The 21,971-nt window shown below is 42.5% G+C and carries 23 protein-coding genes and 1 other annotated feature; all 23 genes read left to right on the forward strand.

Going from position 1 to position 21,971, the window contains the following annotated elements; genetic code table 11:
* The first annotated feature begins 4 nt into the window (after positions 1 to 4).
* The 23 genes from secE to rpsC all read left to right on the forward strand — a co-directional run bounded on the left by secE (position 5) and on the right by rpsC (position 21,971).
* The gene (secE, locus tag MHI44_RS12170) at positions 5 to 184 is read left to right on the forward strand and encodes a preprotein translocase subunit SecE (protein WP_004399676.1); all 180 of its coding nucleotides are present in this window, start codon (positions 5 to 7) and stop codon (positions 182 to 184) included.
* A gap of 178 nt (positions 185 to 362) precedes the next feature.
* On the forward strand, positions 363 to 896 hold the full coding sequence (gene nusG / locus MHI44_RS12175; RefSeq protein ID WP_003225764.1) for a transcription termination/antitermination protein NusG: 534 nt from the start codon (positions 363 to 365) through the stop codon (positions 894 to 896).
* 167 nt (positions 897 to 1,063) lie between these two features.
* Positions 1,064 to 1,489 carry a 50S ribosomal protein L11 gene (gene rplK, locus MHI44_RS12180; RefSeq protein WP_003156430.1) on the forward strand — a complete coding sequence of 142 codons (426 nt, stop codon included), beginning with the start codon at positions 1,064 to 1,066 and terminating at the stop codon, positions 1,487 to 1,489.
* A 94-nt stretch (positions 1,490 to 1,583) separates the two neighbouring features.
* On the forward strand, positions 1,584 to 2,282 hold the full coding sequence (gene rplA / locus MHI44_RS12185; protein WP_003235040.1) for a 50S ribosomal protein L1: 699 nt from the start codon (positions 1,584 to 1,586) through the stop codon (positions 2,280 to 2,282).
* A gap of 45 nt (positions 2,283 to 2,327) precedes the next feature.
* Positions 2,328 to 2,468 (forward strand) — a sequence feature (ribosomal protein L10 leader region).
* A 65-nt stretch (positions 2,469 to 2,533) separates the two neighbouring features.
* Positions 2,534 to 3,034 carry a 50S ribosomal protein L10 gene (gene rplJ / locus MHI44_RS12190; RefSeq protein WP_339201997.1) on the forward strand — a complete coding sequence of 167 codons (501 nt, stop codon included), beginning with the start codon at positions 2,534 to 2,536 and terminating at the stop codon, positions 3,032 to 3,034.
* 45 nt (positions 3,035 to 3,079) lie between these two features.
* A complete protein-coding gene (gene rplL / locus MHI44_RS12195) occupies positions 3,080 to 3,451 on the forward strand; it encodes a 50S ribosomal protein L7/L12 (protein WP_003156436.1) in 372 nt (123 codons plus the stop codon).
* Between the two features lie 89 nt (positions 3,452 to 3,540).
* Positions 3,541 to 4,146, forward strand: coding sequence for a class I SAM-dependent methyltransferase (locus MHI44_RS12200; RefSeq protein WP_015252989.1), 606 nt, complete (start codon positions 3,541 to 3,543; stop codon positions 4,144 to 4,146).
* A gap of 245 nt (positions 4,147 to 4,391) precedes the next feature.
* Positions 4,392 to 7,973 (forward strand): DNA-directed RNA polymerase subunit beta, encoded by a 3,582-nt coding sequence (rpoB, locus tag MHI44_RS12205; RefSeq protein WP_009966326.1) that lies wholly within the window; start codon positions 4,392 to 4,394, stop codon positions 7,971 to 7,973.
* 61 nt (positions 7,974 to 8,034) lie between these two features.
* Positions 8,035 to 11,634 (forward strand): DNA-directed RNA polymerase subunit beta', encoded by a 3,600-nt coding sequence (gene rpoC / locus MHI44_RS12210; protein ID WP_004399688.1) that lies wholly within the window; start codon positions 8,035 to 8,037, stop codon positions 11,632 to 11,634.
* A 178-nt stretch (positions 11,635 to 11,812) separates the two neighbouring features.
* Entirely contained in the window at positions 11,813 to 12,061 is a 249-nt protein-coding gene (locus tag MHI44_RS12215; protein WP_003225778.1) for a 50S ribosomal protein L7ae-like protein, read from the forward strand.
* Positions 12,062 to 12,174: 113 nt separating this feature from the next.
* The gene (rpsL, locus tag MHI44_RS12220) at positions 12,175 to 12,591 is read left to right on the forward strand and encodes a 30S ribosomal protein S12 (protein ID WP_003225781.1); all 417 of its coding nucleotides are present in this window, start codon (positions 12,175 to 12,177) and stop codon (positions 12,589 to 12,591) included.
* A gap of 41 nt (positions 12,592 to 12,632) precedes the next feature.
* On the forward strand, positions 12,633 to 13,103 hold the full coding sequence (gene rpsG, locus MHI44_RS12225; RefSeq protein ID WP_003225784.1) for a 30S ribosomal protein S7: 471 nt from the start codon (positions 12,633 to 12,635) through the stop codon (positions 13,101 to 13,103).
* A 53-nt stretch (positions 13,104 to 13,156) separates the two neighbouring features.
* Positions 13,157 to 15,235 carry an elongation factor G gene (gene fusA, locus MHI44_RS12230; RefSeq protein WP_003235056.1) on the forward strand — a complete coding sequence of 693 codons (2,079 nt, stop codon included), beginning with the start codon at positions 13,157 to 13,159 and terminating at the stop codon, positions 15,233 to 15,235.
* A gap of 119 nt (positions 15,236 to 15,354) precedes the next feature.
* Positions 15,355 to 16,545, forward strand: a complete 1,191-nt coding sequence (tuf, locus tag MHI44_RS12235; protein ID WP_003235058.1) for an elongation factor Tu — start codon at positions 15,355 to 15,357, stop codon at positions 16,543 to 16,545.
* A gap of 98 nt (positions 16,546 to 16,643) precedes the next feature.
* Complete coding sequence (locus MHI44_RS12240) at positions 16,644 to 17,600, forward strand: alpha/beta hydrolase (protein WP_339202000.1); 957 nt, start codon at positions 16,644 to 16,646, stop codon at positions 17,598 to 17,600.
* Between the two features lie 236 nt (positions 17,601 to 17,836).
* Positions 17,837 to 18,145, forward strand: coding sequence for a 30S ribosomal protein S10 (rpsJ, locus tag MHI44_RS12245; RefSeq protein ID WP_003156464.1), 309 nt, complete (start codon positions 17,837 to 17,839; stop codon positions 18,143 to 18,145).
* Positions 18,146 to 18,184: 39 nt separating this feature from the next.
* Entirely contained in the window at positions 18,185 to 18,814 is a 630-nt protein-coding gene (gene rplC, locus MHI44_RS12250) for a 50S ribosomal protein L3 (RefSeq protein ID WP_004399671.1), read from the forward strand.
* A gap of 27 nt (positions 18,815 to 18,841) precedes the next feature.
* Positions 18,842 to 19,465, forward strand: coding sequence for a 50S ribosomal protein L4 (gene rplD, locus MHI44_RS12255; protein WP_004399658.1), 624 nt, complete (start codon positions 18,842 to 18,844; stop codon positions 19,463 to 19,465).
* Positions 19,465 to 19,752: a 50S ribosomal protein L23 gene (gene rplW, locus MHI44_RS12260; protein ID WP_003156467.1), complete on the forward strand. Its 288-nt coding sequence runs from the start codon at positions 19,465 to 19,467 to the stop codon at positions 19,750 to 19,752. The genes rplD and rplW overlap by 1 nt, the downstream gene beginning before the upstream one ends.
* A 31-nt stretch (positions 19,753 to 19,783) precedes the next feature.
* Positions 19,784 to 20,617 (forward strand): 50S ribosomal protein L2, encoded by an 834-nt coding sequence (gene rplB, locus MHI44_RS12265; protein ID WP_003225795.1) that lies wholly within the window; start codon positions 19,784 to 19,786, stop codon positions 20,615 to 20,617.
* A gap of 57 nt (positions 20,618 to 20,674) precedes the next feature.
* Positions 20,675 to 20,953 (forward strand): 30S ribosomal protein S19, encoded by a 279-nt coding sequence (gene rpsS, locus MHI44_RS12270; protein WP_003156472.1) that lies wholly within the window; start codon positions 20,675 to 20,677, stop codon positions 20,951 to 20,953.
* A 16-nt stretch (positions 20,954 to 20,969) separates the two neighbouring features.
* Positions 20,970 to 21,311: a 50S ribosomal protein L22 gene (rplV, locus tag MHI44_RS12275; protein WP_003156475.1), complete on the forward strand. Its 342-nt coding sequence runs from the start codon at positions 20,970 to 20,972 to the stop codon at positions 21,309 to 21,311.
* 3 nt (positions 21,312 to 21,314) lie between these two features.
* The gene (rpsC, locus tag MHI44_RS12280; protein ID WP_003235068.1) at positions 21,315 to 21,971 is read left to right on the forward strand and encodes a 30S ribosomal protein S3; all 657 of its coding nucleotides are present in this window, start codon (positions 21,315 to 21,317) and stop codon (positions 21,969 to 21,971) included.

A 21,971-nucleotide genomic window follows, 5' to 3' on the forward strand; every position in this document is an offset into this window, starting at 1 on the left:
TTACATGCGTATTATGAAATTCTTTAAAGATGTTGGGAAAGAAATGAAAAAGGTAAGCTGGCCTAAAGGAAAAGAGTTAACGCGTTATACCATTACGGTAATTTCAACAGTTATCTTTTTTGTTATCTTTTTTGCCCTCCTTGACACAGGAATTTCTCAATTAATTCGTTTAATAGTTGAATAATGATCAGCAATACGTGCTATAATAGATCATAATATTACTTGCCAAAACCCGTTCAGCGGGTTTTTTATTGTGGCTTAAAATGAAAGTTATCATAGGCTTGCCGCCTATTTTTTGAAGCGTTATGGTAATTCACTAAAACCAAATGCGGGGAGGGAAGGACTGGACAGTCCTGAATAGAATGGAAAAGAATTGGTATGTTGTTCACACGTACTCTGGTTATGAGAATAAAGTAAAAGCCAACTTGGAAAAGCGTGTTGAATCAATGGGGATGCAGGATAAAATTTTCCGTGTAGTCGTACCCGAAGAAGAAGAAACGGATATCAAAAACGGCAAGAAAAAAGTCGTGAAAAAGAAAGTATTCCCTGGTTATGTGCTTGTTGAAATTGTAATGACAGACGACTCTTGGTATGTCGTCCGCAACACGCCGGGCGTTACTGGATTCGTAGGATCTGCCGGGTCAGGTTCAAAACCGACGCCGCTTCTTCCGGGGGAAGCAGAAACCATTCTGAAGAGAATGGGCATGGATGAACGAAAAACTGATATTGACTTTGAACTGAAAGAGACAGTGAAAGTAATAGACGGACCTTTTGCTAACTTTACAGGATCAATTGAAGAGATTGATTATGATAAAAGCAAGGTCAAAGTTTTCGTTAATATGTTTGGCCGTGAAACGCCGGTTGAGCTGGAATTTACCCAAATCGATAAATTGTAATGTGAAAAAACTTGAAATTGCTATATATAAATGATAATATAGCAAAGGTACGTCTTGGACTTATCCAAGGCAACTAGCATGATATTTCGTCATTCATATAAAGAATGAAACCTTGAGTGGGAGGGTTTACCCTATTACCACATCACGGACTTAAGGAGGTGTGTCTCGTGGCTAAAAAAGTAGTTAAAGTTGTAAAATTGCAAATTCCTGCTGGAAAAGCTAACCCAGCACCACCAGTTGGACCTGCACTTGGTCAAGCCGGTGTTAACATCATGGGATTCTGTAAGGAGTTTAACGCTCGTACAGCTGACCAAGCTGGTTTAATCATTCCTGTTGAAATTTCGGTTTACGAAGACCGTTCATTTACATTTATTACAAAAACTCCACCTGCTGCAGTATTGCTTAAAAAAGCAGCTGGAATTGAGTCTGGTTCTGGTGAACCAAACCGTAATAAAGTGGCAACCGTTAAGCGCGATAAAGTACGCGAAATCGCTGAAACGAAAATGCCTGACTTAAACGCAGCAGACGTTGAAGCGGCAATGCGCATGGTTGAAGGTACTGCCCGCAGTATGGGTATTGTAATCGAGGATTAATTTGTTTCTTGTCGGGTTGCGAGTTTTAACAAGTTCGCAACCCTTATTCGTGGGAGGTTATTCCGCTATAACCACATAAGGAGGAAATTTTAAAATGGCTAAAAAAGGTAAAAAGTACGTTGAAGCTGCTAAGCTTGTAGACCGTTCTAAAGCTTACGACGTCTCTGAAGCAGTAGCTCTCGTTAAAAAAACAAACACAGCTAAATTCGACGCTACAGTTGAAGTGGCTTTCCGTTTAGGGGTTGACCCTCGTAAAAACGACCAGCAAATCCGTGGAGCAGTTGTGCTTCCAAACGGAACTGGTAAAACTCAGCGCGTTCTCGTTTTCGCAAAAGGCGAAAAAGCGAAAGAAGCTGAAGCTGCTGGTGCAGATTTCGTAGGCGATACTGACTACATCAACAAAATTCAACAAGGCTGGTTCGATTTCGATGTTATCGTAGCTACACCTGACATGATGGGTGAAGTTGGTAAAATCGGTCGTGTACTTGGACCAAAAGGTTTAATGCCAAACCCTAAAACTGGTACAGTTACTTTCGAAGTTGAAAAAGCTATCGGCGAAATCAAAGCTGGTAAAGTTGAATACCGCGTTGATAAAGCTGGAAACATTCATGTTCCTATCGGTAAAGTTTCTTTCGAGGATGAAAAACTTGTTGAGAACTTCACAACAATGTACGATACAATCCTTAAAGCTAAACCTGCTGCAGCTAAAGGCGTTTACGTGAAAAACGTTGCTGTAACTTCTACTATGGGACCTGGTGTCAAAGTAGACTCTTCAACTTTTAACGTAAAATAATATTGACATGACATCAACATTCTGATATTATTCAAAATGTTGTAAAATAGAATATCATTTATACCGTAGACAGTAGGGGCCTAACCGCTTAATTATCCTACCGAGGTGTATATTATCACAGCTATTACGTTACGTATGCTTGTATATACAGCCTCCATGTCTCATGGAGGCTTTTTATATGGAATCCGTCGTCTCAGTCGTGATCACCTAACGGTATAAGTGTTACACAAGAATCTACAGGAGGTGTAACCATGAGCAGCGCAATTGAAATAAAAAAAGTTGTTGTTGAAGAAATTGCTTCTAAACTGAAAGAAAGTAAATCAACGATCATCGTTGACTATCGCGGACTTAACGTTTCTGAAGTAACTGAACTTCGTAAACAGCTTCGCGAAGCTAACGTTGAGTTCAAAGTTTACAAAAATACGATGACTCGCCGTGCGGTTGAACAAGCTGAGCTTAATGGTTTGAATGATTTCTTAACTGGACCGAACGCGATCGCATTCAGCACTGAAGATGTTGTCGCTCCGGCTAAAGTTCTTAATGACTTCGCTAAAAATCACGAAGCTCTTGAAATCAAAGCTGGCGTTATCGAAGGTAAAGTTTCTACTGTTGAAGAAGTGAAAGCTCTTGCTGAACTTCCATCACGCGAAGGCTTGCTTTCTATGTTGCTTAGCGTACTTCAAGCTCCAGTTCGCAACCTTGCTCTTGCTGCAAAAGCTGTGGCAGAACAAAAGGAAGAACAAGGCGCTTAATCTAATCAGTTTTTCATAAATTAAAACAAAATGGAGGAATTACAAATGGCTTTAAATATCGAAGAAATCATTGCTTCCGTTAAAGAAGCAACTGTACTTGAATTGAACGACCTAGTAAAAGCAATCGAAGAAGAATTTGGCGTAACTGCTGCTGCTCCTGTAGCTGTAGCTGGCGGAGCTGCTGCTGGCGGAGCTGCTGAAGAGCAAAGCGAATTCGATCTTATCCTTGCTGGTGCAGGATCTCAAAAAATCAAAGTTATCAAAGTTGTACGTGAAATCACTGGTCTTGGCTTGAAAGAAGCTAAAGAACTTGTTGACAACACTCCAAAACCACTTAAAGAAGGTATTGCTAAAGAAGAAGCTGAAGAGCTTAAAGCTAAACTTGAAGAAGTTGGCGCTTCTGTAGAAGTTAAGTAATCTTCACTTACCTGTAGGGGAAGCTCGCTTTTATGAGGCGAGCTTTTTCTTTGCCATTCTTTAAGCCATGAAAAAAGGAGGTTCTAATAATGAGTGAGCACTATTATTCAGAAAAACCTTCAGTGAAAAGCAACAAGCAAACCTGGTCTTTTAGGCTTCGGAATAAAGATTTCACGTTTACCAGCGACAGCGGGGTTTTTTCTAAAAAAGAAGTTGATTTCGGCTCCCGCCTGCTGATTGATTCTTTTGAAGAGCCTGAGGTTGAGGGCGGCATTTTGGATGTAGGCTGCGGATACGGCCCGATTGGTTTATCGCTCGCCAGCGACTTTAAAGACCGGACTATCCACATGATTGACGTTAATGAGAGAGCCGTAGAACTATCAAATGAAAATGCGGAACATAACGGAATAACAAACGTTAAGATTTATCAAAGCGATTTGTTTTCAAACGTTGATTCTGCTCAAACATTTGCTTCTATTCTTACAAATCCCCCAATCCGAGCCGGAAAAAAAGTTGTCCATGCTATCTTTGAGAAAAGCGCTGAACACTTAAAAGCTTCAGGTGAATTGTGGATCGTCATACAGAAAAAGCAAGGCGCGCCTTCTGCCATTGAAAAGCTCGAGGAACTGTTCGATGAGGTTTCCGTCGTTCAAAAAAAGAAAGGCTATTATATCATAAAAGCAAAAAAAGTTTGACTCGGTATTTTAACTATGTTAATATTGTAAAATGCCAATGTATATATTTTGCTTGATATGATGAATTGTCAATATCTATGTATAAATTATACAAGTATGGAAATGCTAATAAAATCGGTATTTGTTTTTGGATGTGGTTTTCTTAATTAGAAACCCTTTTTTCTTTTGTCTTGTAAAAGTATTTTCTTTCTTTGGAAGAAATGCTTATTACACATATAATACGCATGATTTGAGGGGTGAATCAGTTGACAGGTCAACTAGTTCAGTATGGACGACACCGCCAGCGCAGAAGCTATGCTCGCATTAGCGAAGTGTTAGAATTACCAAATCTCATTGAAATTCAAACCTCTTCTTATCAGTGGTTTCTTGATGAGGGTCTTAGAGAGATGTTTCAAGACATATCACCAATTGAGGATTTCACTGGTAACCTCTCTCTTGAGTTCATTGATTATAGTTTAGGTGAGCCTAAATATCCTGTAGAGGAATCAAAAGAACGTGATGTGACTTACTCAGCTCCGCTAAGAGTGAAGGTTCGTTTAATTAACAAAGAAACTGGAGAGGTAAAAGACCAAGATGTCTTCATGGGTGATTTCCCTATTATGACAGATACAGGTACTTTTATCATTAACGGTGCGGAACGTGTTATCGTTTCCCAGCTTGTTCGGTCTCCAAGTGTATATTTCAGTGGTAAAGTAGACAAAAACGGTAAAAAAGGTTTTACCGCAACTGTCATTCCAAACCGTGGCGCATGGTTAGAATACGAAACTGATGCGAAAGATGTTGTTTATGTCCGCATTGATCGCACACGTAAGTTGCCGGTTACGGTTCTTTTGCGTGCTCTCGGCTTCGGCTCCGATCAAGAGATTCTTGATCTCATAGGAGAAAACGAATATCTGCGAAATACGCTTGATAAAGATAACACAGAAAACAGCGACAAAGCGTTGCTGGAAATTTACGAGCGTCTCCGTCCTGGAGAGCCGCCTACAGTAGAAAATGCGAAAAGCTTGCTTGATTCTCGTTTCTTTGATCCGAAACGATACGATCTTGCCAATGTAGGACGCTATAAAATTAATAAAAAACTTCATATTAAGAATCGCCTCTTCAATCAGAGACTTGCTGAAACGCTTGTTGATCCTGAAACAGGAGAAATCCTTGCTGAAAAAGGCCAGATTCTTGATAGAAGAACGCTTGATAAAGTACTGCCATACTTAGAAAACGGAATCGGTTTCCGAAAGCTGTATCCGAATGGCGGCGTTGTTGAAGATGAAGTGACTCTTCAATCAATTAAAATCTTTGCTCCGACTGATCAAGAAGGAGAACAGGTTATCAATGTAATCGGCAATGCTTACATCGAAGAAGAGATTAAAAACATCACGCCTGCTGATATTATTTCTTCAATCAGCTACTTCTTCAACCTGCTGCACGGAGTAGGCGACACAGATGATATCGATCATCTTGGAAACCGCCGTTTACGTTCTGTAGGCGAGCTTCTCCAGAACCAATTCCGTATCGGTTTAAGCCGTATGGAGCGTGTGGTTCGTGAGAGAATGTCAATTCAAGATACGAATACAATTACGCCTCAGCAGCTGATCAATATTCGTCCTGTTATTGCGTCCATTAAAGAGTTCTTTGGAAGCTCACAGCTTTCTCAATTCATGGATCAGACGAACCCGCTTGCTGAATTAACGCACAAGCGTCGTCTGTCAGCATTAGGACCGGGCGGATTGACACGTGAGCGTGCCGGAATGGAAGTGCGTGACGTTCACTACTCCCACTATGGCCGTATGTGTCCGATTGAAACGCCTGAGGGCCCGAACATCGGTTTGATCAACTCACTATCATCTTATGCAAAAGTAAACCGTTTTGGCTTTATTGAAACGCCATATCGCCGCGTTGACCCTGAAACAGGGAAGGTAACGGGCAGAATCGATTACTTAACTGCTGATGAAGAGGATAACTATGTTGTCGCTCAAGCGAATGCTCGTCTTGATGACGAAGGCGCCTTTATTGATGACAGCATCGTAGCTCGTTTCCGCGGGGAGAACACTGTTGTTTCCAGAAACCGTGTAGACTACATGGATGTATCGCCTAAGCAGGTTGTATCTGCTGCGACAGCATGTATCCCGTTCTTAGAAAACGATGACTCCAACCGTGCCCTCATGGGAGCGAACATGCAGCGTCAGGCTGTGCCTTTGATGCAACCGGAAGCGCCATTTGTTGGAACTGGTATGGAATACGTATCAGGAAAAGACTCTGGTGCCGCTGTTATTTGTAAACACCCTGGTATCGTTGAACGCGTAGAAGCGAAAAACGTTTGGGTTCGCCGTTATGAAGAAGTAGACGGTCAAAAAGTAAAAGGAAACCTGGATAAATACAGCCTGCTGAAATTTGTCCGCTCTAACCAAGGTACGTGCTACAACCAGCGTCCGATCGTAAGTGTCGGCGATGAAGTGGTAAAAGGAGAAATCCTTGCTGACGGTCCTTCTATGGAGCTTGGTGAACTTGCACTTGGCCGTAACGTAATGGTCGGCTTCATGACATGGGATGGCTACAACTATGAGGATGCCATCATCATGAGTGAACGCCTAGTGAAGGATGATGTTTATACATCTATCCACATTGAAGAATACGAATCAGAAGCACGTGATACGAAACTTGGACCTGAAGAAATCACTCGCGATATTCCAAACGTCGGTGAAGATGCGCTTCGCAATCTTGATGACCGCGGAATCATCCGTATTGGGGCAGAAGTAAAAGACGGAGATCTTCTTGTTGGTAAAGTAACGCCTAAAGGCGTAACTGAACTGACTGCAGAAGAACGCCTTCTTCACGCCATTTTTGGCGAGAAAGCCCGCGAGGTTCGTGATACTTCTCTTCGTGTGCCTCACGGCGGCGGCGGAATTATCCATGACGTTAAAGTCTTCAACCGTGAAGACGGAGACGAACTTCCTCCAGGTGTTAACCAGTTAGTACGCGTATATATCGTTCAGAAACGTAAGATTTCTGAAGGGGATAAAATGGCCGGTCGTCACGGTAACAAAGGTGTTATCTCTAAGATTCTTCCTGAAGAGGATATGCCTTACCTTCCTGACGGCACACCGATTGATATCATGCTTAACCCGCTGGGCGTACCATCACGTATGAACATCGGGCAGGTATTGGAACTTCACATGGGTATGGCCGCTCGTTACCTTGGCATTCACATTGCATCTCCTGTATTTGACGGAGCGCGAGAAGAGGATGTCTGGGAAACACTTGAAGAAGCCGGCATGTCTCGTGACGCCAAAACAGTACTTTACGACGGACGTACTGGAGAGCCGTTTGATAACCGTGTATCTGTCGGTATCATGTACATGATCAAACTAGCTCACATGGTTGACGATAAACTTCATGCACGCTCTACAGGTCCTTACTCACTTGTTACGCAGCAGCCTCTTGGCGGTAAAGCGCAATTTGGCGGACAGCGTTTTGGTGAGATGGAGGTTTGGGCACTTGAAGCTTACGGTGCGGCTTATACTCTTCAAGAAATTCTGACTGTTAAGTCTGATGACGTGGTTGGACGTGTGAAAACATACGAAGCCATCGTTAAAGGCGACAATGTTCCTGAACCAGGTGTTCCGGAATCATTCAAAGTATTAATCAAAGAACTTCAAAGCTTAGGTATGGATGTCAAAATCCTTTCTGGTGATGAAGAAGAAATAGAAATGAGAGATTTAGAAGACGAAGAAGATGCGAAACAAGCTGACGGCCTGGCATTATCAGGTGATGAAGAGCCGGAAGAAACAGCATCTGCAGACGTTGAACGCGATGTAGTAACAAAAGAATAATCTCTAGTTATAAAGGCAAGTGACATCGGTTAATCCGAAGATAAAAAGGGAGGTAGGCCCCTTGCTAGATGTGAACAATTTTGAGTATATGAACATCGGTCTTGCTTCACCAGATAAAATCCGTTCATGGTCTTTTGGTGAAGTGAAAAAGCCTGAAACGATAAACTATCGTACGTTAAAACCTGAAAAGGACGGTCTATTCTGCGAACGCATTTTCGGACCTACTAAGGACTGGGAATGTCATTGCGGGAAGTACAAGCGAGTTCGTTATAAAGGCGTAGTTTGTGACCGCTGCGGAGTCGAAGTAACACGGGCTAAAGTCCGTCGTGAGAGAATGGGGCACATTGAACTGGCTGCCCCAGTTTCCCACATTTGGTATTTCAAAGGTATTCCAAGCCGTATGGGTCTTGTGCTGGATATGTCACCTCGTGCTTTAGAAGAAGTCATTTACTTTGCTTCTTACGTTGTAACTGATCCGGCGAATACACCGCTTGAAAAGAAACAGCTTCTGTCTGAGAAAGAATACCGTGCTTATCTTGATAAATACGGTAATAAATTCCAAGCATCTATGGGTGCTGAAGCAATTCATAAACTTCTTCAAGATATCGATCTTGTCAAAGAAGTTGATATGTTAAAAGAAGAGCTGAAAACTTCACAAGGACAACGACGTACTCGTGCGATCAAACGTCTTGAAGTTTTAGAAGCCTTCCGTAACTCAGGAAACAAGCCTTCTTGGATGATCCTTGATGTGCTTCCTGTTATTCCTCCGGAGCTTAGACCGATGGTTCAGCTAGATGGCGGACGTTTTGCGACTTCTGATTTGAATGACCTTTATCGTCGTGTCATCAACCGTAACAATCGTTTGAAACGCCTTTTGGACCTTGGTGCGCCTAGCATCATCGTTCAAAACGAAAAGCGTATGCTTCAAGAGGCTGTCGATGCCCTAATTGACAACGGCCGCCGCGGACGCCCTGTAACAGGTCCTGGTAACAGACCGTTAAAATCTCTTTCTCACATGCTGAAAGGGAAGCAAGGCCGTTTCCGTCAAAACCTTCTTGGTAAACGTGTCGATTACTCCGGACGTTCTGTAATCGTTGTTGGTCCTCATTTGAAAATGTACCAATGCGGATTACCGAAGGAAATGGCGCTTGAACTTTTCAAACCTTTCGTTATGAAAGAACTTGTTGAAAAAGGTCTTGCTCACAACATTAAGAGTGCGAAACGCAAAATTGAGCGCGTACAGCCTGAAGTTTGGGATGTACTAGAATCAGTTATTAAGGAGCACCCGGTACTGCTGAACCGTGCCCCTACACTTCACAGATTAGGTATCCAGGCGTTTGAACCAACGCTTGTTGAAGGACGCGCAATCCGTCTTCACCCGCTCGTATGTACAGCTTACAACGCTGACTTTGACGGTGACCAAATGGCGGTTCACGTACCATTATCTGCTGAAGCACAAGCTGAAGCACGCATCTTGATGCTTGCTGCTCAAAACATCTTGAACCCTAAAGATGGTAAACCGGTTGTAACACCGTCTCAGGATATGGTACTGGGTAACTATTACCTGACACTTGAGCGTGCCGGTGCTGTCGGTGAAGGTATGGTCTTCAAGAATACAGACGAAGCGCTTCTTGCTTATCAAAACGGATATGTTCACCTTCATACGAGAGTAGCTGTTGCAGCTAACTCACTTAAGAATGTGACATTTACCGAAGAACAGCGCTCAAAATTGTTAATTACAACTGTCGGTAAGCTTGTCTTCAATGAAATTCTTCCGGAATCATTCCCTTACATGAATGAACCAACGAAGAGCAACATTGAAGAGAAAACACCTGACCGTTTCTTCTTAGAAAAAGGTGCTGACGTTAAAGCTGTTATCGCACAGCAGCCAATCAATGCGCCGTTTAAAAAAGGCATTCTGGGTAAAATCATCGCGGAAATCTTTAAACGATTCCATATTACGGAAACGTCTAAAATGCTTGACCGCATGAAAAACCTAGGTTTCAAATATTCAACAAAAGCTGGTATTACAGTTGGGGTTTCTGACATCGTCGTACTCGATGATAAACAAGAAATTCTTGAAGAAGCGCAAAGCAAAGTTGACAACGTTATGAAGCAGTTCCGCCGCGGTCTTATCACTGAAGAAGAACGCTATGAGAGAGTCATCTCTATCTGGAGTGCTGCAAAAGACGTTATCCAAGGCAAACTGATGAAATCACTTGATGAACTCAACCCGATCTACATGATGAGTGACTCTGGTGCCCGTGGTAACGCGTCTAACTTTACGCAGCTTGCCGGAATGCGCGGCCTGATGGCCAACCCGGCTGGACGTATCATTGAGTTGCCGATCAAATCAAGTTTCCGTGAAGGTCTGACAGTATTGGAGTACTTTATCTCCACACACGGTGCGCGTAAAGGTCTTGCCGATACCGCTCTTAAAACTGCTGACTCAGGTTACCTTACACGCCGTCTCGTTGACGTTGCGCAGGATGTTATCATTCGTGAAACTGATTGCGGAACTGACCGAGGCATTCTTGCTAAGCCACTTAAAGAAGGAACTGAAACAATTGAGCGCTTAGAAGAACGCTTAATCGGACGTTTTGCAAGAAAACAAGTGAAGCACCCTGAAACAGGTGAAGTGCTTGTGAATGAAAACGAACTGATCGATGAAGATAAAGCACTGGAGATTGTCGAAGCCGGCATTGAAGAAGTGTGGATCCGTTCTGCCTTCACATGTAATACGCCTCATGGTGTATGTAAACGATGCTATGGCCGAAATCTTGCAACTGGCTCCGATGTTGAAGTCGGTGAAGCTGTCGGAATCATTGCTGCCCAATCAATCGGTGAGCCTGGTACACAGTTAACAATGCGTACATTCCATACAGGCGGGGTTGCCGGAGACGATATCACACAGGGTCTTCCGCGTATCCAAGAGCTTTTCGAAGCGCGTAATCCGAAAGGTCAGGCAACAATTACAGAAATCGACGGTACAGTCGTTGAGATCAATGAAGTTCGTGACAAGCAACAGGAAATTGTGGTTCAAGGCGCAGTGGAAACACGTTCTTATACGGCACCTTACAACTCCCGCTTGAAAGTAGCGGAAGGAGATAAAATTACTCGAGGCCAAGTACTGACAGAAGGTTCAATCGATCCGAAAGAACTTCTTAAAGTGACTGACCTGACGACTGTTCAAGAGTATCTTCTCCATGAGGTTCAAAAGGTTTACCGTATGCAGGGTGTTGAAATCGGAGATAAACACGTAGAAGTAATGGTTCGCCAGATGCTTCGCAAAGTACGCGTAATTGATGCCGGTGACACTGATGTGCTTCCAGGTACATTGCTTGATATTCACCAATTTACTGAAGCGAACAAAAAGGTATTACTTGAAGGCAATCGACCTGCTACAGGCCGTCCTGTCTTACTCGGTATTACAAAAGCATCTCTTGAAACTGATTCATTCTTATCTGCTGCTTCCTTCCAGGAAACAACACGTGTCCTTACAGATGCAGCGATCAAAGGTAAGCGTGACGAGCTTCTCGGCTTGAAAGAGAATGTTATCATCGGTAAGCTTGTTCCAGCTGGTACAGGAATGATGAAATACCGTAAAGTAAAACCAGTATCAAATGTTCAGCCGACTGACGATATGGTCCCGGTTGAATAACTGATTTAATTCTGCTGAAAGACTGCAAAAACAGTCTTTCAGCAGATATATTTATGAAAAAGTCACTCTATGAGAAGAACGAATCTAAAAAATGTCATACCTTGTTGACATTCGTCTCCTAGAATGATAATATAACCAAGGTGCTCGAAATAAACCTGTTACTTTGGAGGATATGTTTATGTCTTATGATAAAGTATCACAGGCCAAATCAATTATTATTGGTACGAAGCAAACAGTGAAAGCTCTAAAGCGAGGTTCAGTAAAGGAAGTAGTCGTTGCAAAAGACGCAGATCCGATACTCACGTCAAGTGTTGTTTCACTTGCTGAAGATCAAGGTATCTCTGTCTCAATGGTTGAATCCATGAAAAAGCTCGGCAAAGCCTGCGGAATTGAGGTAGGAGCAGCCGCTGTTGCCATTATTTTATAACGTACTTTTGTTTTTGCGTAAGATTCCATCTTGTGTAAAGACATTGTTTTTTGCCTTTTGATGAACCACCTGGGTATGTGGGTTATAAAACGTAATGAAGGGAGGAAAAATTCATGCCTACAATTAATCAGCTAATTCGCAAAGGACGCGTGAGTAAAGTAGAAAACTCAAAGTCTCCTGCACTTAACAAAGGATACAACAGCTTTAAAAAAGAGCACACTAACGTATCTTCTCCACAAAAACGCGGGGTATGTACTCGTGTTGGTACAATGACACCGAAAAAACCGAACTCAGCACTTCGTAAATATGCTCGTGTTCGTTTGACTAACGGAATCGAGGTTACTGCTTACATTCCTGGTATCGGTCACAACCTGCAAGAGCACAGTGTTGTACTTATCCGCGGCGGACGTGTAAAAGACTTACCAGGGGTACGTTACCACATCGTTCGTGGTGCGCTTGATACTGCTGGAGTTGAAAATCGTGCACAAGGCCGTTCTAAATACGGTACGAAAAAACCTAAAGCAAAATAATATACGAAAATACGCATAATTGATGAAGGGAGGATATTCAGATGCCACGTAAAGGTCCTGTAGCAAAAAGAGATGTTTTACCTGATCCGATTTACAACTCTAAGCTTGTATCTCGTTTAATCAACAAAATGATGATCGATGGTAAAAAAGGTAAGTCTCAAACGATCCTATACAAGTCATTCGATATCATTAAAGAACGTACTGGCAATGATGCAATGGAGGTTTTCGAACAAGCATTGAAAAACATCATGCCTGTACTTGAAGTAAAAGCACGCCGTGTAGGTGGTGCGAACTACCAAGTTCCTGTAGAAGTTCGTCCTGAACGTCGTACGACTCTTGGACTTCGCTGGTTAGTTAACTACGCTCGTCTTCGTGGAGAAAAAACGATGGAAGAGCGTTTAGCTAACGAAATCCTTGACGCAGCTAACAACACTGGTGCTGCTGTTAAGAAACGTGAAGACACTCATAAGATGGCTGAAGCAAACAAAGCATTTGCTCACTATCGCTGGTAGGATTTATAGATTAACAAAACACAATTTCCTAATAAGGAAGGAGAAATTACCCAATGGCAAGAGAGTTCTCCTTAGAAAAAACTCGTAATATCGGTATCATGGCTCACATCGATGCCGGTAAAACGACTACTACAGAACGTATCTTGTTCTATACTGGTCGTATCCACAAAATTGGTGAAACTCATGAAGGAGCTTCACAAATGGACTGGATGGAGCAGGAACAAGAACGTGGTATCACAATCACTTCCGCTGCGACTACTGCACAGTGGAAAGGATACCGCGTAAACATCATCGATACTCCAGGACACGTAGACTTCACAGTTGAAGTTGAACGTTCTCTTCGTGTACTTGATGGTGCTGTTGCTGTACTTGACGCGCAATCAGGCGTTGAGCCTCAAACAGAAACTGTTTGGCGTCAGGCAACAACTTATGGAGTACCGCGTATCGTTTTTGTTAACAAAATGGACAAAATCGGTGCAGACTTCCTTTACTCTGTAGGAACTTTAAGAGACCGTCTTCAAGCAAACGCTCATGCAATTCAATTGCCGATCGGTGCTGAAGATAACTTCGAAGGTATCATTGACCTTGTAGAAAACGTTGCGTATTTCTACGAAGATGACCTCGGAACTCGTTCTGATGCAAAAGAAATCCCTGAAGAGTACAAAGAGCAAGCTGAAGAGCTTCGCAACAGCCTTATTGAAGCTGTATGTGAGCTTGATGAAGAGCTTATGGATAAGTACCTTGAGGGTGAAGAAATCACAATTGACGAGTTAAAAGCAGGAATTCGTAAAGGTACATTAAATGTTGAATTCTACCCTGTTCTTGTTGGTTCTGCCTTCAAAAACAAAGGTGTTCAACTAGTACTTGATGCTGTTCTTGACTACCTTCCTGCACCAACTGACGTTGCTGCAATCAAAGGTACACGTCCTGATACAAATGAAGAGATTGAGCGTCATTCTTCTGACGAAGAGCCATTCTCTGCATTAGCATTTAAAGTTATGACTGACCCTTACGTTGGTAAGTTGACGTTCTTCCGTGTGTACTCTGGAACACTTGATTCTGGTTCATACGTGAAAAACTCTACTAAAGGCAAACGTGAGCGTGTTGGACGTATTCTTCAAATGCACGCTAACAGCCGTGAAGAAATCTCTACTGTATACGCAGGGGATATCGCAGCTGCTGTAGGTCTAAAAGATACAACTACTGGAGATACTCTATGTGATGAGAAGGATCTTGTTATCCTTGAGTCAATGGAATTCCCAGAACCAGTTATCGACGTTGCTATTGAGCCTAAATCAAAAGCTGACCAAGATAAAATGGGTATCGCTTTAGCGAAACTTGCTGAAGAAGATCCTACATTCCGTACTCAAACAAACCCAGAAACTGGCCAAACGATCATCTCTGGTATGGGTGAACTTCACCTTGATATCATTGTTGACCGTATGAAACGCGAATTTAAAGTAGAAGCCAATGTTGGTGCTCCTCAAGTTGCGTACCGTGAAACATTCCGTACCGGTGCAAAAGTTGAAGGTAAATTCGTACGTCAGTCTGGTGGACGCGGTCAGTTCGGACACGTTTGGATCGAATTCGAACCAAACGAAGAAGGCGCTGGCTTTGAATTTGAAAATGCGATTGTCGGTGGGGTCGTTCCTCGTGAATACATCCCAGCTGTTCAAGCAGGTCTGGAAGATGCACTCGAAAATGGTGTACTAGCAGGCTTCCCGCTTATCGACATTAAAGCTAAACTTTTCGACGGTTCTTACCATGATGTTGACTCAAACGAAATGGCATTTAAAGTCGCTGCTTCTATGGCATTGAAAAATGCAGTCAGCAAATGTAACCCAGTTCTTCTTGAACCAATCATGAAAGTGGAAGTGGTTATTCCAGAAGAATATATGGGAGATATCATGGGTGATATCACTTCACGTCGCGGACGCGTAGAAGGTATGGAAGCACGCGGTAACGCTCAAGTTGTTCGTGCTATGGTTCCTCTTGCTGAAATGTTCGGTTACGCTACTGCACTTCGTTCTAATACGCAAGGTCGCGGTACGTTCACTATGCACATGGATCACTACGAAGAAGTGCCGAAGAGCGTCGCAGAAGAAATTATCAAAAAAAATAAAGGCGAATAATTGATTTTGCCGCTTAACTCAAGTATAACTACTATTGTAAGATGAGGAAGTGAAAGCTTTCTTTCACTTCCTATCACTCTATACATTACTAATTAAAAGCTCTTAAGGAGGATTTTAGAATGGCTAAAGAAAAATTCGACCGTTCCAAATCACATGCCAATATTGGTACAATTGGACACGTTGACCATGGTAAAACAACTTTAACTGCTGCTATCACAACAGTACTTCATAAGAAATCTGGTAAAGGTACAGCTATGGCGTACGATCAAATTGATGGTGCTCCAGAAGAACGCGAGCGCGGTATCACAATTTCTACTGCACACGTTGAGTACGAAACTGAAACTCGTCACTATGCACACGTTGACTGCCCAGGACACGCTGACTATGTTAAAAACATGATCACTGGTGCTGCGCAAATGGACGGAGCTATCCTTGTAGTATCTGCTGCTGATGGCCCAATGCCACAAACTCGTGAGCACATCCTTCTTTCTAAAAACGTTGGTGTACCATACATCGTTGTATTCTTAAACAAATGCGACATGGTAGACGACGAAGAGCTTCTTGAACTAGTTGAAATGGAAGTTCGCGATCTTCTTAGCGAATACGACTTCCCTGGTGATGATGTACCAGTTGTTAAAGGTTCTGCTCTTAAAGCTCTTGAAGGAGACGCTGAGTGGGAAGCTAAAATCTTCGAACTTATGGATGCGGTTGATGAGTACATCCCAACTCCAGAACGCGACACTGAAAAACCATTCATGATGCCAGTTGAGGACGTATTCTCAATCACTGGTCGTGGTACAGTTGCTACTGGCCGTGTAGAACGCGGACAAGTTAAAGTCGGTGACGAAGTTGAAATCATCGGTCTTCAAGAAGAGAACAAGAAAACAACTGTTACAGGTGTTGAAATGTTCCGTAAGCTTCTTGATTACGCTGAAGCTGGTGACAATATTGGTGCCCTTCTTCGCGGTGTATCTCGTGAAGAAATCCAACGTGGTCAAGTACTTGCTAAACCAGGTACAATCACTCCACACAGCAAATTCAAAGCTGAAGTTTACGTTCTTTCTAAAGAAGAGGGTGGACGTCATACTCCATTCTTCTCTAACTACCGTCCTCAGTTCTACTTCCGTACAACTGACGTAACTGGTATCATCCATCTTCCAGAAGGCGTAGAAATGGTTATGCCTGGAGATAACACTGAAATGAACGTTGAACTTATTTCTACAATCGCTATCGAAGAAGGAACTCGTTTCTCTATTCGTGAAGGCGGACGTACTGTTGGTTCAGGCGTTGTTTCTACAATCACTGAGTAATAGTATGATTTTAAACGAGACCCCTGCGGGTCTCGTTTTTTGTTTGCTTATCTTTTTCTTGTATAATAGGATCTATCATATTCGAGGGGTTAATATTTATGATTCCTGAAAAGAAATCAATCGCAATCATGAAAGAACTAAGCATTGGAAATACAAAGCAAATGCTGATGATTAATGGAGTTGACGTGAAAAATCCATTGCTCCTTTTTTTACATGGCGGGCCGGGAACGCCGCAAATCGGATATGTTAGACATTATCAAAAAGAGCTGGAACAGTATTTTACAGTAGTTCATTGGGATCAGAGAGGATCGGGGCTTTCTTATTCTAAGCGAATTTCGCATCACTCTATGACAATAAATCACTTCATTAAAGATACAATCCAAGTCACTCAATGGCTTTTAGCTCATTTTTCAAAATCAAAACTTTACCTAGCCGGTCATTCTTGGGGGTCAATACTAGCGCTTCATGTGCTGCAGCAGTGTCCTGATTTATTTTACGCGTATTATGGAATCAGCCAGGTTGTTAACCCTCACGATGAAGAATCAACTGCTTATCAACATATTCGTGAAATTTCTGAATCAAAAAAAGCCAGCTTATTATCTTTCCTCACACGTTTCATTGGTGCTCCGCCTTGGAAGCAGGATATCCAGCACCTTATCTATCGGTTTTGTGTCGAGCTTAGCAGGGGAGGCTTCACTCGTCGTCATCGTCAATCTCTAGCTGTAATATTTCAAATGCTTACTGGCAATGAGTATGGAGTGCGGAACATGCACAGCTTCCTAAATGGATTGCGCTTCAGTAAAAAACATTTAACTGATGAGTTGTACCGGTTTAATGCTTTTACATCAGTTCCTTCTATTAAAGTACCGTGTGTTTTCATTTCAGGGAAACATGACTTAATTGTTCCTGCTGAAATATCGAAACAGTATTATCAAGTGCTTGAGGCACCCAAAAAGCGCTGGTTTCAATTTGAGAACTCAGCTCACACCCCGCATATTGAGGAGCCGGCATTATTCGCGAACACATTAAGTCGACATGCACGACACCATTTATGATAGATCCTTGATAAATAAGAAAAACCCCTGTATAATAAAAAAAGTGTGCAAATCATGCATATTTTAAATAAGTCTTGCAACATGCGCCTATTTTCTGTATAATGGTGTATGTTGGTCTTTGACTGCGATGAAGTGAGAGGTTGCTGACACACCCGGCCGCTTTGCCATGGCAAGGTGTTCAGGTTTTTCTCACGGAGAACTGTCTAACGTGATGTAGGCGAAAAGGAGGGAAAATAATGGCAAAACAAAAAATTCGTATTCGTTTGAAAGCATATGATCATAGAATCCTTGATCAATCTGCAGAGAAGATTGTTGAAACGGCAAAACGTTCTGGTGCCAGCGTATCTGGTCCGATTCCGTTGCCAACTGAAAAATCAGTTTACACAATCCTTCGTGCGGTGCACAAATACAAAGATTCTCGTGAGCAATTTGAAATGCGTACACATAAACGTTTAATCGACATTGTGAACCCAACACCACAAACTGTTGATGCTCTTATGCGATTAGACTTACCATCTGGTGTCGATATCGAAATTAAACTTTAATTCTAAAATATAGAATGATCTTAATAGGAGGTGTGACGAATGACCAAAGGAATCTTAGGAAGAAAAATTGGTATGACGCAAGTATTCGCTGAGAATGGTGATCTTATTCCGGTAACTGTTATCGAGGCTGCTCCAAACGTTGTTCTTCAAAAGAAAACAGCTGAAAACGACGGTTACGAAGCAATCCAGCTTGGTTTTGACGACAAGCGTGAAAAGCTTTCTAACAAACCTGAAAAAGGGCACGTTGCAAAAGCGGAAACTGCTCCTAAGCGCTTCGTTAAAGAATTACGCGGAGTGGAAATGGATGCGTATGAAGTTGGTCAGGAAGTCAAGGTTGAAATTTTCTCTGCTGGAGAAATCGTAGATGTAACAGGAGTATCTAAAGGTAAAGGTTTCCAAGGTGCAATCAAGCGCCACGGACAATCTCGCGGACCTATGTCTCACGGTTCACGCTACCACCGTCGTCCTGGTTCAATGGGACCTGTAGATCCTAACCGTGTATTCAAAGGTAAATTATTACCTGGACGTATGGGCGGAGAGCAAATCACTGTTCAAAACCTTGAAATCGTAAAAGTTGATGCAGAACGCAATCTTCTTTTGATCAAAGGTAACGTACCTGGTGCGAAGAAATCTTTAATCACTGTTAAAAGTGCTGTTAAATCTAAATAATTCTCTTAGGAAAGGAGGAAATTGATTATGCCAAAAGTAGCATTATACAACCAAAACGGTTCTACTGCTGGTGACATCGAATTAAACGCTTCTGTATTTGGTATCGAACCAAATGAGAGTGTTGTATTCGACGCTATTCTTATGCAAAGAGCTTCCTTACGTCAAGGAACTCACAAAGTAAAAAATCGTTCTGAAGTACGCGGCGGAGGTCGTAAACCATGGCGTCAAAAAGGTACTGGACGTGCCCGTCAAGGTTCAATCCGTTCACCGCAATGGCGCGGAGGTGGTGTCGTATTCGGCCCAACACCACGTAGCTATTCTTATAAATTACCTAAAAAAGTTCGCCGCTTGGCAATCAAATCAGTATTGTCTTCTAAAGTGATCGACAACAACATCATCGTTCTTGAAGATCTTACTCTTGATACGGCTAAAACAAAAGAAATGGCAGCTATCCTTAAAGGATTATCTGTTGAGAAAAAAGCTTTAATCGTAACTGCGGATGCAAACGAAGCAGTAGCATTATCTGCTCGTAACATTCCTGGAGTTACTGTTGTTGAAGCTAACGGAATCAACGTTTTAGACGTTGTCAACCACGAGAAGCTTCTGATTACAAAAGCAGCGGTTGAAAAAGTAGAGGAGGTGCTTGCATAATGAAAGATCCTCGTGATGTTCTAAAGCGCCCCGTCATTACTGAACGTTCTGCTGATTTAATGACTGAAAAGAAATATACTTTTGAAGTTGATGTAAGAGCTAACAAAACAGAAGTGAAAGACGCGGTTGAAAGCATCTTTGGAGTGAAAGTTGACAAAGTCAACATCATGAACTACAAAGGCAAATCAAAACGTGTTGGACGCTACACTGGTATGACTAGCCGTCGCAGAAAAGCGATCGTAAAACTTACTGCAGACAGCAAAGAAATCGAAATTTTTGAAGCTTAATTATCTGTAAAAAGAAGGAGGGAAATTCAAAATGGCGATTAAAAAGTATAAACCGACCTCTAATGGACGTCGTGGCATGACAACTTCAGATTTTGCTGAAATCACGACTGACAAGCCGGAAAAATCCTTGCTTGCTCCCCTTCACAAAAAAGGCGGACGTAACAACCAAGGTAAATTGACTGTACGTCACCAAGGTGGCGGACATAAACGCCAATACCGTGTTATCGACTTCAAACGCGATAAAGATGGTATACCTGGACGCGTTGCTACAGTTGAATACGATCCAAACCGTTCAGCTAACATCGCTCTAATCAACTATGCAGACGGAGAAAAACGTTACATTCTTGCTCCTAAAGGAATTCAAGTAGGTACTGAAATCATGTCAGGTCCTGAAGCTGACATTAAAGTAGGTAATGCACTTCCACTTATCAACATCCCTGTTGGTACAGTTGTGCATAACATTGAATTAAAACCTGGTAAAGGCGGACAGCTTGTACGTTCAGCTGGTACATCTGCTCAGGTTCTTGGTAAAGAAGGTAAATACGTTCTTGTACGTCTTAACTCTGGTGAAGTTCGCATGATCCTTTCTGCTTGCCGTGCTTCTATCGGTCAAGTAGGTAACGAACAGCACGAACTTATCAACATTGGTAAAGCTGGACGTTCTCGCTGGAAAGGCATCCGTCCTACAGTTCGTGGTTCTGTAATGAACCCTAACGATCACCCACACGGTGGTGGTGAAGGACGTGCGCCAATCGGACGTAAATCACCAATGTCTCCATGGGGCAAACCAACTCTTGGATTCAAGACTCGTAAGAAAAAGAACAAATCCGATAAATTTATCGTACGTCGTCGTAAAAATAAATAACGGGGTTGTCTACGGTTCTTTTCGGACCGTAGTGCAATCACGAAGGGAGGTTCCAAAATGGCTCGCAGCTTAAAAAAAGGACCATTTGTCGATGGACACTTGATGACTAAAATCGAGAAATTAAATGAAACAGACAAGAAACAAGTCGTAAAAACTTGGTCTCGTCGTTCTACTATTTTCCCACAGTTTATTGGTCACACAATCGCAGTCTATGACGGACGTAAACACGTGCCTGTATTCATCTCTGAAGATATGGTAGGGCACAAGTTGGGTGAATTCGCTCCAACTCGTACGTACAAAGGTCATGCTAGTGATGACAAAAAAACAAGACGCTAAGAGAGGAGGCTTTTAAATGCAAGCTAAAGCTGTTGCAAGAACAGTCCGTATTGCTCCTCGTAAAGCACGTCTAGTAATGGACCTGATTCGAGGCAAGCAAGTAGGTGAGGCAGTATCAATCTTGAACCTTACACCAAGAGCTGCTTCTCCAATTATCGAGAAAGTATTAAAATCCGCTATTGCAAATGCTGAGCATAACTATGAAATGGACGCTAACAACCTGGTTATTTCTCAAGCATTCGTTGACGAAGGCCCTACGTTAAAAAGATTCCGCCCACGTGCTATGGGACGTGCGAGCCAAATCAACAAACGTACGAGCCACATTACAATCGTTGTATCAGAAAAGAAGGAGGGATAAGTAGTGGGTCAAAAGGTAAATCCAGTCGGTCTTCGTATCGGAGTCATTCGTGATTGGGAATCTAAGTGGTACGCTGGTAAAGATTACGCTGACTTCCTGCACGAAGATTTAAAAATTCGTGAATACATTAGCAAACGCCTTTCTGACGCTTCTGTTTCTAAAGTAGAAATCGAGCGTGCAGCAAACCGCGTTAACATTACGATCCACACAGCTAAGCCTGGTATGGTTATCGGTAAAGGCGGTTCTGAAGTCGAAGCACTTCGCAAAGCCCTTAACAGCCTTACTGGCAAGCGTGTACACATTAACATTCTTGAAATCAAAAGAGCAGATCTTGATGCACAGCTAGTTGCTGACAACATCGCTCGTCAATTAGAAAACCGTGTTTCTTTCCGCCGTGCGCAGAAACAACAAATCCAACGTACTATGCGTGCTGGAGCACAAGGTGTGAAAACAATGGTTTCTGGTCGTCTTGGCGGTGCAGATATCGCTCGTTCTGAATACTACAGTGAAGGAACTGTTCCATTGCACACATTACGTGCGGACATTGACTATGCAACATCTGAAGCTGATACTACTTACGGTAAGCTTGGTGTAAAAGTCTGGATCTATCGTGGAGAGGTTCTTCCTACTAAGAAGAAAAATGAGGAAGGAGGAAAATAA

It is taken from the genome of Bacillus sp. FSL K6-1366 (assembly GCF_037976695.1).
In the GTDB taxonomy this organism is placed as follows: Bacteria; Bacillota; Bacilli; order Bacillales; family Bacillaceae; genus Bacillus; species Bacillus subtilis.

Bases quoted from the DNA above. Each gene is read 5' to 3' on its own strand.
- rpsG (WP_003225784.1), top strand. From the start codon at position 12,633: ATGCCACGTAAAGGTCCTGTAGCAAAAAGAGATGTTTTACCTGATCCG.
- rplW (WP_003156467.1), top strand. From the start codon at position 19,465: ATGAAAGATCCTCGTGATGTTCTAAAGCGCCCCGTCATTACTGAACGT.
- MHI44_RS12215 (WP_003225778.1), top strand. From the start codon at position 11,813: ATGTCTTATGATAAAGTATCACAGGCCAAATCAATTATTATTGGTACG.
- MHI44_RS12240 (WP_339202000.1), top strand. From the start codon at position 16,644: ATGATTCCTGAAAAGAAATCAATCGCAATCATGAAAGAACTAAGCATT.
- rplV (WP_003156475.1), top strand. From the start codon at position 20,970: ATGCAAGCTAAAGCTGTTGCAAGAACAGTCCGTATTGCTCCTCGTAAA.
- rplL (WP_003156436.1), top strand. From the start codon at position 3,080: ATGGCTTTAAATATCGAAGAAATCATTGCTTCCGTTAAAGAAGCAACT.
- rpsJ (WP_003156464.1), top strand. From the start codon at position 17,837: ATGGCAAAACAAAAAATTCGTATTCGTTTGAAAGCATATGATCATAGA.
- rplA (WP_003235040.1), top strand. From the start codon at position 1,584: ATGGCTAAAAAAGGTAAAAAGTACGTTGAAGCTGCTAAGCTTGTAGAC.
- rplJ (WP_339201997.1), top strand. From the start codon at position 2,534: ATGAGCAGCGCAATTGAAATAAAAAAAGTTGTTGTTGAAGAAATTGCT.
- tuf (WP_003235058.1), top strand. From the start codon at position 15,355: ATGGCTAAAGAAAAATTCGACCGTTCCAAATCACATGCCAATATTGGT.
- rplB (WP_003225795.1), top strand. From the start codon at position 19,784: ATGGCGATTAAAAAGTATAAACCGACCTCTAATGGACGTCGTGGCATG.
- rplD (WP_004399658.1), top strand. From the start codon at position 18,842: ATGCCAAAAGTAGCATTATACAACCAAAACGGTTCTACTGCTGGTGAC.
- nusG (WP_003225764.1), top strand. From the start codon at position 363: ATGGAAAAGAATTGGTATGTTGTTCACACGTACTCTGGTTATGAGAAT.
- secE (WP_004399676.1), top strand. From the start codon at position 5: ATGCGTATTATGAAATTCTTTAAAGATGTTGGGAAAGAAATGAAAAAG.
- rplC (WP_004399671.1), top strand. From the start codon at position 18,185: ATGACCAAAGGAATCTTAGGAAGAAAAATTGGTATGACGCAAGTATTC.
- rpsS (WP_003156472.1), top strand. From the start codon at position 20,675: ATGGCTCGCAGCTTAAAAAAAGGACCATTTGTCGATGGACACTTGATG.
- fusA (WP_003235056.1), top strand. From the start codon at position 13,157: ATGGCAAGAGAGTTCTCCTTAGAAAAAACTCGTAATATCGGTATCATG.
- rpsL (WP_003225781.1), top strand. From the start codon at position 12,175: ATGCCTACAATTAATCAGCTAATTCGCAAAGGACGCGTGAGTAAAGTA.
- MHI44_RS12200 (WP_015252989.1), top strand. From the start codon at position 3,541: ATGAGTGAGCACTATTATTCAGAAAAACCTTCAGTGAAAAGCAACAAG.